This window comes from Lederbergia citri, assembly GCF_018343625.1.
Taxonomy (GTDB): Bacteria; Bacillota; Bacilli; order Bacillales; family Bacillaceae_C; genus Lederbergia; species Lederbergia citri.
Map to the genome: position 1 here is coordinate 77,128 of NZ_JAGYPG010000005.1, position 12,408 is coordinate 89,535.

Sequence of the window (12,408 nt, forward strand, 5' to 3'; positions counted from 1 at the left end):
ACATTTTTTCAGTCATCGCTTGCAGAAAAATACTTTTTTTACAAGGGAGGAAGAGAAATGTTGGAGGTTACGGAGAAAAGTAAATTTGCCAATTACCCACAACAGCCGCATGGCGGAAAATTAGTGAATAAAGTGGTAACGGGCGAAGAATTGGAGGCGGAATTAATCAGGGCAAAGCAGCTCCCAACGATTATGGTAGACTTGGAAGCTGTTATAACACTTGAGATGATAGCTACTGGTGTTTTATCCCCTAATGAGGGATTTATGAATAAAGAAGACTATCATTCTGTACTGACGACAGGCCGATTGAAAAGCGGATTAATTTGGCCAGCACCGCTTAGCTTTGCTCCAATTGGTAATCGCAATAAAGAAGTTATTCTTACTCTTTCAATTGGCGATGAAGTTACACTTGCCGATGAAAAAAATGATCCTGTTGCGATTCTAAAAATAGAGGATATTTTTGATTACGATAAAGATTTTCGTGCATCCCACCTATTTGGTACGACGGATCGCAATCACCCAGGAGTCGATGCTATTTATAGGAGAATGGGAGATACTGCGCTAGGTGGACCTATTAAGTTATTGCGACGAGTGAATTGGGGGCCGTTTGAAAAGCTTCGACTCGAACCGCAAGATACGTGGCGAATATTTTATGAAGAAAAGAAGTTTCGCTCAACAGCAGGTTTTATTACAGGAGCAAATCCTTTACATAGAGGGCACGAATACATTCATAAAAATGCACTTGAAGAAGTAGATGGATTGTTTTTACAACCGTTAGTGGAAATGGCGAAACGCGAATACACCCGCCATGAGTTTCGTATGCTTGCGTATAAAAGTGTTCTAGAAACTTATTACCCGAAGGGTCGTTCCATTTTAGCCCCGCTTAGAGTGACGTATATTTTTGCCGGACCAAGGGAAACGGTTTTACATGCATTAATTATGAAAAACTATGGTTGTACACATGCACTAATCGGCCGAGACCACGCAGGAATTGGCGATTATTACGATAAGTATGCGAGCCATAGAATTTTCGATCAGTTTAAACCAGCTGAACTGGGTATTGATGTTCGCTTATACTATGAAGTTTTTTACTGCACGCGCTGTGATACCCCGGGGACTGTTCAATCTTGTCCACATGATGAGCGTTATCGCATCAGCATTTCCGGTACAGGAATTCGCGAGATGCTTCGTCACGGGATTATGCCGCCAAAAGAAATTGTTCGTCCTGAATCGGCTAGAATTGCAATGCAGGGAGTTCAGCCTAAAGGGCTTGATGAAGATGGAAACGCTATCTCACCTGTTGGAAAAACGATTAAGAGTATGTTCCCGTTTTATTTGGAGAGAACGAGGCTTGGTGGACCGAAGCGGAACACCCCTTTAACTATCGAAGAATTGACAAATCTTGATTTGGAAATGGCCAATTTGGATGTTCGTTCAAATGCAGACCGAATTTATCGGGACATTTTTGAAGCGTATAGTAGTGTTGGAGATATAAATCGTAATTTGCAACCGGAATGGGTAGCAGATGCGCGAGAAGCATTAAAACATCAACAGGAAATGGTCATCGAAGATTTGGAGGAAAAGGTGAAACAAGCTCCAGTCACAGCTTCCGATGAATTTATGTATCAAGATAAAGAAGAGGCAGAACAGGAATTGGAAGTTGCCAAAAAGATACTTTCAGATATTCCAAAGGTTCTGCGGGATGACGATATTAATTATCGATCGTGGAACACATTGCCATATCGTCGCTATCGTGGAAGCGATGAAACGAATAAGAAGATAGAAGAAAAAAATTAGTTTAAAAAAATCCGCTAATTGGCACTCCGATTGGCGGATTTTTGTATAAAGTGAAAATTCCTTTATTGGATAATTAGTGAAATTTTTAAAGGTTATTTATTGTCTTCCCAGAATATAAGTAGTAATAGATGATATTAGGGAGGGACAGGCTATGGCAATTCAAGGTGGAAAATATATTAAGATTGAACCCGGTGTAGAATTATTTGTTCAGGATGTTGGCATTGGAGATCCAATTGTTTTCATTCCGGGATGGACTTTTACAACGGAAGTTTTCTCAAAGCAAATTGAGTACTTTCAGAAAACCAACCGTGTAATTGTAATGGATCCCCGCAGTCATGGTAGATCATCCATCACATTACATGGCAATGATTACGTAACGCATGGAGCGGATTTGGTTAAAGTAATAGAGGCTCTAGAACTGAAAAATGTTACATTAGTTGGATGGTCGTTCGGCTGTTTGACGATATGGGAATATATAAAACAGCAAGGCACAGAAAATATTAAATCATTGGCTTTTATAGATCTATCCCCAAAACCGTTATCAATCAACCATGAACAAGACTGGGTTGAGGGGCCACTTGATGAAATTGCCGCTGCCTATACCCATTATCTTCAAGATCGAGATAAGCAACGAGAGTTTATTAGCGGTTATGCTACCGGTGTCATGGTACAAAGAGAGTTAGAGGAAAATGAGCTAAGCTGGCTAGTGGAACAATCTTTAAAAACACCACATTATATTGCTGCTAATTTATTTGCTTCTGGGATGTTTTCCGATTATCGAGAAGAAGCCAAACTTGCTAGCGAGTCAGTCCCTGTCCTTACAGTTATTGCCGAACACTGGGCTCCTATTGCAAAAGCATTTACCGAAAGGATTTCCCCTAAATCGTCAATTGAAGTTCTCGGTGGACATCTCATGTTTTGGGAACATGATGAAAAGTTTAACACGATGTTGGAAAATTTTTTAATGGAAAATAGTTAAAGTAATATATCATAATAAAATTCCTTGCCTCCTAAAAAAGGCCAAGGAATTTTTCAACTCTGCATTTTATTGACAAATATGGGTTTAGAGGATATCAAAGAACTGATAAAAGGATAGAATCTAAATTTTGATTAACATCCGTTGATTTCCAGTGGGTGTATGTATTTTTCGAGTGCAAGTCAAATGAATGTTGTTGTATAATACTTACATAGTTTCTGGAGGTGATATCACATGGCGTATTATACAGTGCCAGGGCTTGGATCGTCTCATGCAAAGCCTATTATGACAGGGCGATTCTTTGCATGAGGTGGAGAATGAAATATTATACATCGCCTAATTTATAAATGGCTTTGCCCCTTATTTCCACAAATATTTAAAAATAAGGAGCTGTCTTAAATGGAAAGCCATATGAACACAAAAGCATTTATCCGATGTGACCAATATAATTTTATAAAACATCAAGTGAAAAATTTAGTTTCTTCTTATTCTATAGTGAAGGATCCTGCTGTTCTTAAAGCAGTAGCGTTTAGATCTCTAGATAAGGTTATGAATCTATTTCCGGAAGATGAGTATGACAAAGCAATATTCGATAAAATACCGGAAATTGATGGAGAAATTCAAGCCAATTTTTTTCTTGAAGAATTAAAACCTTATGTCATTCCGTTTAGATCCGTATCAGAAAAGACGATTGAGAAGCTATTTCCTAAAGCGAAGAAATTGAAACTCCCCAAAATGGAGGAGATTGATTTAAAGGAAACTTCATATTTGGGATGGTATGATATTCGCTCAGAGAGAAAATATCTCGTTTTCGATTACAATGGAAAATTGATAGGGATAAACGGAACATTTAGGAATACGACAAAAGGAATTTGTTCTCTTTGTAATAGTCTTGAGGAAGTAGCTTTATTCATGGCAAATGTAAAAAGTGGGAAAGAAACGTACACGAATAGAGGAAATTACATTTGCAGCGATAGCCAAAAATGCAACCAGAACATTAAAACACTTGATAAACTAAATCAATTTATCGAATTGGTTAAACGTTAACATAGTAAAAGCCCCACAACCTGTTAAGGTGTGGGGCATTTTAAAAGTTTCGAGCACTCTATTAGATGATTTGCATGCTCTATTAGATGATTTAAGATTCTATTAGATGATTTGCATGCTCTATTAGATGATTTAAGATTCTATTAGATGATTTGCATGCTCTATTAGATGATTTAAGATTCTATTAGATGATTTGCATGCTCTATTAGATGATTTAGAATTCTATTAGACGTTTTGAGCACCCTATTAGATTATTTGTAAATCTATTAGATGTTCCGAGAGCTCTATTAGATAATATAAAAAGTAAAGAAAGTATCTTCGTCGACAGACCCGCATCTTACTGGCCTGTACGTCTATAAACAAGGCTCTTGTGCTTTTCGTATTACGCGGCAATCCGATCTGCTTGTCTCTTCCATCTTCCGCTATGATACTGAATAACAGATGGGATTAAACCTAGGGCCCAGCCAATAGGACCTGCCCACCAAACACCTATGTAACCGAACATCATACCTAGTGTTATAGATAGACCTACTTTCGCTATTAGCTCGACAATCCCTGAAAATAACGGGATCGCCACTTCACCCATGCCGCGTAATGTATTGTTATAGAACCATATTAGTCCTAAAAATGGGAAGAAGCAGGCACTGATGAATAGTAATTGTTTAGACATTTTTACAATTTCCTCAAGATGAGCATCTTGATTTGAAATAAATAACCTCACAATTTCATCTGCAAATATAATAATTAATCCACCAGAAACAAGCGTAATCGCAATTAAAATAAGTGCAACCTTTTTAAAGCTATCTTGGATTCTCGTAAACTTCTTGGCACCTAAGTTTTGAGCGGCAAAGGTGGAATAAGCTTGTGCCATATTAAAGAAGGCAAGAGTAGCAAATTGCTGTATTCTCATACCAGTAGTATAAGCAGCTACCGCGTTTGTACCGAATGAATTCACTACGCCTGTAACAGTCATTTCCCCTATTGAGAGTAATAAACTTTGCAAACCCATTGGAATACCGATTTTAGAAATCATGCCAATATTCCCATAATGAGGACTCCAGTCAGTACGTTTCACTCGGAATATCGGAAACTTTTGATAAGTGTAAATGACACAAATTACAGCTGAAACAACCTGTGATATAACGGTAGCAATCGCGACTCCAGCAACGCCCATGCCAAAACTTAAGACAAACAGTAAATCAAGCAGGACGTTAAGAATGGATGAAAGAATTAAAAAATATAGAGGTGTTCGACTATCCCCAACAGCACGGAGGACCGCAGACGCAGCATTATAAAAAAGAAGGCCAACACTTCCGCCGATACAAATTTGAATATAAAGCACGGCATCATCGATAATCTCTGTTGGCGCTTTCAAAAGCTGCATCAAAGGTCTAGCACCGAAAATTCCGACAATCGCTAATAAAATAGTACATGCTATTGTGATATAAATAGAACTTACTAACGTTTTCCTTACCATTTCCTCGTTTTTTGCTCCGAAATATTGGGACATCACAATTGAAAAAGCATTTGTCAGCCCAAGGGTCAAGGAAAGAATAAAAAAAAAGGTTGAACCTGTAGCACCAACTGAAGCAAGTGCACGAGAACCTACAAATTTCCCTACTATTAATGCGTCTGCCATATTATATAACTGCTGAAATAATCCCCTATGATCATCGGCCCCATAAATGCAAAAATTAGTTTGAGTGGCCGACCTTCTGTCATGTCTTTTATCACTACCCCATTACCCTCTCTCAGATGTTATCTTTCTATTTTTCTATCTTCAATATAATAGTTATATCATATGCGTGGCATAAAAAAGCAAGCATAATTTTTAGAAAAATAGAAAGAAATGAAGTCTGTACAGGATATAGTTAGAAAGAGTTATAAAATTGGAAGCGAAAATACTTAAATAGGAGGGGCGACAAACATCTTCAACTCTAATCAATAGAGTTAAAAGTTCAGTAGTACACAGATTACTGCGCTCCCATTTATTTAAATATTTTCAATGATTGAATCAACAAAAAGTATGTGAACATAAACCCTATTAAAAGACAAATTTCCCAATAATTGTATCGAATCTCCTAGAACAATGGTAAAATGGAACTGGAATGAAAACCCATTTTTGCTGAATTAAACTCTATTTAGGAATTAATTCTTAAGACTTTGTTGAAATTTATAGATATTTTTTCGTTTTGTTGATTGAAGTGGAAAGTTCGCACCTGTAGAGGTAATCAACATCCTTGGTTAAAAATTTTTTTAAAATATATAGACAAAAGGGGGGGAAACATGAATAAGGAGACTGTTTTAATTGTTGATGATGATGATGATATTCGTAAAGTGCTGGAATTGTATTTATGTAATGCCGGTTACCGTGTAGTTGAAGCAGACGATGGATATAAAGTTATGGATGTTTTTGTACAGGAAAAGCCGGATCTAATCATTTTGGATGTTATGTTGCCAGGGATAGATGGTTTGGAAGTATGTCAAATGATAAGACGGAAAAGTGATGTTCCTATTTTATTTTTAAGTGCAAAGGAAGATGATATTGATAAAATCGTTGGTCTTGGAGTAGGGGGCGACGATTATATTTCCAAACCTTTCAGTCCTTCCGTTTTGATAGCTAAAGTTAAAGCACATCTTCGCAGAAATCGCCTATTAGAAAAAATTTCCCCATCATCAGAGAATTTCCTTAATAGAAAGCCCATCATTTCGTATCCAGGACTATTGATTGATCAAGAGTCCTATTCTGTGAAAGCAAATGGCAGAGATATACACTTGTCTACAAAAGAATTTCAAATTCTTTGTTTATTAGCTTCCAATCCCGATCGTGTATTTTCATTCGAACAACTTTTTCATAATATTTGGGGTGAAAGTAGTTTCGGGGATCATCGAACGGTGATGGTTCATATAAGTAATCTTCGTAAAAAAATCGAAGTTGATCCAACGTCGCAAAAATATATCACTACGGTAAGGGGAATTGGATATAAGTTTAATTCTGACCTATATTAACTTCGCGATTTTTTTCTTTTAAGAAATTCCGTACATAATCTATACTCAATCCTTGATTTTTGGCTAATTTTATTAATAAAACCCATTCTTGGTCGAGCTGTAGATCTAAGGAGTTTTTCTCGGTCATTTGCACCATAAGATCACCTCTAACGTCATTTATCACATATGTTACAGAACTTAGTATAAGTTGCGTTCAAATTATTCTAAAGATTTGCTAAAGTTTTGCCGGCAGATATTGTCGAATGAGTAGATGTGGGTAATGATGTAAGTAAGGAGCAAATCCCATCATGATGTAATGGAGGAATTCTATGAATGTAGCTCTCGACCTACAAACAAATTTACCGGGTTATGAAGATATTGTTGAATTTGAAACTACCGAATCATGTGCCTATTTTAAAGCAGTTGATCAAGTGTCCAATCGAAAGGTTTTAATAAAGAGGCTTATAAAAGAAGAACTAGATTTCCAGGATATAGCTACCATTACTCATGAATATAATATTACGAAAGACCTTAAATTAACTGGATTATTAAAACCAATTAAGCTAGAAAGTTATTGGAATAAATCGTATTTAATTACAGAACCATTTGAAGGAATGTCGTTAACTTCTTTTATGAATAAACACGTGGTAGACATAAAACAATTTTTACAGATTGCTAAAAAGTTAACGACCATAATCGAAGAGCTTCATTTAAGTCAAATCATTCACAAAAATATACAACCGGATAATATTTTAGTAAATGAATGGGCGAATGAACTAAAAATTACCGGTTTTTATCACGCGGCCATGCTTAAACGTGAAAATTATCGTGCTCACATGAATCCTTACATATTAGGTAAGCAGCTCCACTATATTTCTCCAGAACAGACAGGTCGAATTAATCGCTTTCTTGATTCACGCACAGATTTATATTCACTTGGAGTCGTATTGTATGAGCTGCTAACGGGTCGTTTGCCTTTTGATATGGAGGATCCAATTGAACTTGTTCATGCCCATATTGCTAAAAGTCCTATCCCGCCTCACGAGATTAACCCATCACTTCCATATAAACTATCTGAAATGATTATGAAATTATTATCAAAAATGCCTGAATCTCGTTATAAAAGTGCTACTGGATTAAAACATGATTTATTAAAATTCGAACAGCAGTTGGATTTTTCAATAGCCGAAAATGATCCACATCAAATTTTTGATATTGAAGATAAGCTATATGGAAGGAATGAGGAATTAAAGACCATCATTACTGCCTTTAATCATGTTTGTAAAGGTCATTGTTCTTTTTTCCTGATTCCAGGAGTTTCTGGAATCGGAAAAACAGCTTTGGTTAATGAGGTGCAAAAACCACTTGTTCGAAATAAGGGATATTTTATTTCAGGGAAATTTGATCAATTGAAGCGTGATGCCCCATATTATCCTCTTATCGAAGCTCTTCAAGATTTGTTAAAGCAGGTAATGGCTGAAGGGGAAAACAGTATACATCATTGGAAAACTAGCTTGGAAACCGAAATGGGACCATACTTGGCATCCATTGCAAAAATGATACCGGCCATTAAATGGATCGTTGGGGATGTGGAAGAACCGGAAGAACTACCTGCTATTGAGAGTCATACACGCTTGCGTTTTGCTTTTTTAAGGTTAATCGACTTATTTTCTGATGAGAACCATCCACTCGTCATTTTTTTAGATGATTTACAATGGGCGGACCATGCGACATTAGATTTACTGCAATATATTTTATCTCAACAAATAGTTAAATCTTTATTCGTTATTGGAGCTTATCGAGATAATGAGGTAGATGTGACCCACCCTTTTCATCTAATGGTCAAAGAGCTCCAATCTATTCGGGGCCTAGTTACATCCATTCACCTAACTCCTTTGCAAGTAGAAGATATACGAGAATGGGTGGAGGACGCATTATATTGTCGTAAAGAAGAGTCGGAAGAACTTGCTGCTTTTATCGAAAAAATTACAAAAGGAAATCCCTTTTTTATAAAACAATTATTTCAATCCTTTTATGAACAACAATTCATTTCATTTAATGAAGAACTAAGAAAATGGACATGCGACTTAGGAAAATTGCCTAATATGAAAATTCAAGATGATATTATTGCGCTGATTGTGGAGCGATTTAATAAACTTCCTGAAGAAACTCAAAGGCTATTGAAACTTGCTTCATGTATTGGAAATCAGTTTGATATCAATGTGTTAAGTGCGGTCTACGAAAAAAATATAGTTGTTACTGTCAGTACACTTTGGGAAGCACTGCGAGAAGGGATGCTTTTACCACTTAGTCCTAGTTATAAGTGGATATATGAAGAAAGAGAGAATAACCTTACGGAAATACAACCACTCCATTATAAATTTCTTCATGACCGTGTCCAACAAGCAATATATTCAACAATGACCGTAAGTGAACGGGAGCAGTACCATTTATCGATTGGTAGACTGTTATTATCGTATTATACGAGTCAAAATCATTTTGAAGAAAAAATCTTTGATATTACAAACCATTTTAATCAAAGCCGGAATGATTTGAGTAAAAGTGAAAAACTTAAGCTTGTTGAATGGAATTGTATAGCGGGGGAAAAAGCAAAGCAAGGTGCAGCATTTAAGGCGTCTCTTTCGTTTTTTGAAATAGGAAAAGAACTACTAGGCGAGAACGGTTGGGAGCTGCATAATAAACTCGCCGCACGATTGACCATCGGGCTTGGAGAAGCTGAATATTTAGATAATCAATTTGATCTTGCTGAAGAACGATTTGATGAAGCGTTGAGTAGGGTCCAAACAAAACAGGAGCAGCTCCGAATTTATCAATTGAAAATGGCCTTATATACGCATTTGCATCGAGTAGAAGAAGCAATTGATTGTGGCTTGAAAGGAATTCAATTATTTGGATTTCAAATTAATAAAAAACCTGGAAAGCTTGCCGTAGCGAAGGAGTTTTTATTAACTAAGATGTATTTAAGCAGGAGAAAAGCAAGTGATTTAAAGCGACTGCCTCATATTTTGGATGATGAAAAGCAGATTATATTGCAGACACTCATTAATATGAACGCTTCTTCTTACCATGTGGATCAAAATTTATCTGCACTCCTAATGCTAAAGGCGTTTAACTTTACAATAAAGTATGGAATAACAGATGTTTCGGCTCTTGTTTATAATAATTACTCTCTCATTTTAAGTTCCGGATTTCATCAATATAATGACAGCTACGAATTTGGACGCCTGGCTCTTTATGAGGCGGAGAAAAGCCAAAATTCCCACTTGCTGGGCAGGGTGTATTTTGTATATGGATCCTTTGTAAATCATTGGAAAAATCATCTCGTATACAGTCAACAATATTTAGAGCATTCTCAAAAACATTGTATTGAATCGGGAAACGCCCACCTGGCAGGAGCATGCAGTTCGTTCATTTGTATGATTAGTTTTTTAAAAGGTCATCAGCTCGCGGAAACACTAAATACGATTGAAGAACAGCTCCAATTTTCCAATCAAATTCAATATGATCTATCAAGAAACTATTTGAATGAAGTGAAATATTGGATTCATATTTTAAATGAGGAAATTGCAAATATTAATTGGAGCTTTCCGAAAATAACTGATGATGATTCTGCAGAAATTGTTCACTATACTGTTCGTTTGCAGATGGCATATTTACTGAATGAACGAGATATTGCAAAGGAGTTAATGGAAAAATTAAATAATCTTGTCGATGGGTCTTTAACTCTAGTCATTGCTCCGGAGTATTATTTTTACAAAGATTTATGGATGGCTAAATTGTATAACGATTCAGTGATGAAAGAAAAAAGCTACTTTCGAAAACAATTAAAAAAGCATCTTTCTTTATGGAAGAAATGGTCAAAACATTCCCCTTCCAACTACGAGCATAAATATATGCTGATAAAAGCGGAAGAAGCAAGAATGAAAGGGGAGGTTACAAAAGCTTCGTTGTATTACGATCGATCCATTAAGCAGGCACAAAAGAATGGGTTTATTCAAGATACAGCCATTGCATCTGAATGTGCAGGACGCTTTTATCTTTCTCGTGACTTGCCTTTTGTGGCTAAAGCCTATTTATCTACAGCTCTATCGGCATATGAGAATTGGGGAGCAATACGAAAGGCAAAATCAATTAAAACAGAATATCAGAATCTATTAAAAGAAGAAATACTGGAAGTGAATAAAACTGGTCAATCAATAACGAACTCCTTTGATTTAGCCACAATGATGAAGGCAGCGCAGGCACTTTCAGGAGAAATTGTGCTTGAGGAGCTTCTTACTAGATTAATGAATATCGTATTAGAAAATAGCGGTGCAGAAAAAATAGTAATGTTTATAAAAGAAAATGAACAATTAGTTCCAGTTGCCCACGGGAACAAAGATGAAATCGAGATATTTAATGAAGAAGTCAAAATAGAGTACCCTTTAAACATGATTCATTATGTAGAAAAAAGTCATGAACCTATTGTCGTATCAAGTGGTGCTATTTATGGAATGTTTAAGAATGATCATTATATTAAGAAACACCAGCCTAAATCTATTTTATGCTTTCCAATTTTACATCAAGGTAAGCTAGTCGGTGCGATGTTTTTAGAAAATAATATGGTGACACATGCTTTTACAAAAGAAAGAATTGAAATATTGAACATATTCTCTACGCAGGCAGCCATTTCTTTAGAGAATGCCTTTTTATACAGAAATTTAGAGAGAAAAGTGAAGGAACGTACTGCACAATTAGAATTTGCATATGAAGATTTAGAAAAAGCAAACCGTGAATTAGCGCAATCTGAAGAAATGAGACGGAAATTTTTATCAAATGTATCTCATGATCTTAGATCGCCGATTACATCGGTTCGCGGCTATATTGAAGCAATTTTAGAAGGTGTCATAACAAAAGAGGAAGACAAAGAACTGTATTTAGAAAGAAGTCATCAACGCTTATTAATGCTAAATCGGATGATTGAAGATTTATTTGAACTAACAAAGCTTGAGGGAGGTGGATTGTCACTTCATCTCGAGTACGTCCCTTCCAATCAATTGCTGAATCATTTAAAAAAACTATTTGAGCACGAAGTAGTGAATGCAAATTTAAGTTTTACCGTTTTAATAGATCCGCTTTCTGAAACAGAAGAATATCCACTTCTCGAAGTTGATATTAGAAGAATTGAACAGGTGATTCAGAACCTTATTTCCAATGCATTAAAAAATACTAAGGTTGGTGGGGTTACTTTACAACATAAAGTGGATTTAGATAGAAACGAAGTTGTTTTTATTCTTTCCGATACTGGGATAGGTATATCAGCAGATAATCTCCCGTTAATTTTTGATCGATTTTATACAAAATCAGTAGAAAGAAATGATGGCAATGGATTAGGACTTGCAATTTGTAAAGAAATTATTCATTACCATCGTGGAGAAATTTCAGCAGAAAGTGTAGAAGGGCTAGGGACAAGTTTTATAATTCAACTGCCCATATTTGAACTCCAGGAAGAAGCTCTTTAGGTTTTTGAACAGGTTTTGCTTTTTATGGGATACATGTCCAATCACCACTAGATTTATAACATAATTTGTAGCATGCCT

Annotated in this window: 7 protein-coding genes; 5 read left to right on the top strand and 2 right to left on the bottom strand. The window is 36.0% G+C overall.

Annotated elements, in window-relative coordinates; translation table 11 throughout:
• Positions 1-57: 57 nt before the first annotated feature.
• From KHA97_RS22035 to KHA97_RS22045, 3 genes are all read left to right on the top strand, one after another.
• A complete protein-coding gene (locus tag KHA97_RS22035) occupies positions 58-1,797 on the top strand; it encodes a sulfate adenylyltransferase (RefSeq protein ID WP_213126961.1) in 1,740 nt (579 codons plus the stop codon).
• 151 nt (positions 1,798-1,948) lie between these two features.
• Positions 1,949-2,776 (top strand): alpha/beta fold hydrolase, encoded by an 828-nt coding sequence (locus KHA97_RS22040; protein ID WP_213126962.1) that lies wholly within the window; start codon positions 1,949-1,951, stop codon positions 2,774-2,776.
• A gap of 396 nt (positions 2,777-3,172) precedes the next feature.
• Positions 3,173-3,820 (top strand): FusB/FusC family EF-G-binding protein, encoded by a 648-nt coding sequence (locus KHA97_RS22045; RefSeq protein WP_233713724.1) that lies wholly within the window; start codon positions 3,173-3,175, stop codon positions 3,818-3,820.
• Positions 3,821-4,202: 382 nt separating this feature from the next.
• On the opposite strand, the gene KHA97_RS22050 is transcribed toward KHA97_RS22045, so the two are convergent.
• Positions 4,203-5,507 carry an MATE family efflux transporter gene (locus KHA97_RS22050; RefSeq protein ID WP_325167529.1) on the bottom strand — a complete coding sequence of 435 codons (1,305 nt, stop codon included), beginning with the start codon at positions 5,505-5,507 and terminating at the stop codon, positions 4,203-4,205.
• Between the two features lie 599 nt (positions 5,508-6,106).
• On the opposite strand from KHA97_RS22050, the gene KHA97_RS22055 reads away from it, so the two are divergent.
• Positions 6,107-6,829: a response regulator transcription factor gene (locus tag KHA97_RS22055; protein ID WP_213126964.1), complete on the top strand. Its 723-nt coding sequence runs from the start codon at positions 6,107-6,109 to the stop codon at positions 6,827-6,829.
• On the opposite strand, the gene KHA97_RS22060 is transcribed toward KHA97_RS22055, so the two are convergent.
• On the bottom strand, positions 6,810-6,965 hold the full coding sequence (locus KHA97_RS22060; protein WP_233713725.1) for an anti-repressor SinI family protein: 156 nt from the start codon (positions 6,963-6,965) through the stop codon (positions 6,810-6,812). The two genes, KHA97_RS22055 and KHA97_RS22060, sit on opposite strands and share 20 nt — an antisense overlap.
• 172 nt (positions 6,966-7,137) lie before the next feature.
• On the opposite strand from KHA97_RS22060, the gene KHA97_RS22065 reads away from it, so the two are divergent.
• Positions 7,138-12,330 (top strand): ATP-binding sensor histidine kinase, encoded by a 5,193-nt coding sequence (locus KHA97_RS22065; protein WP_213126965.1) that lies wholly within the window; start codon positions 7,138-7,140, stop codon positions 12,328-12,330.
• The last annotated feature ends 78 nt before the right edge of the window (positions 12,331-12,408 follow it).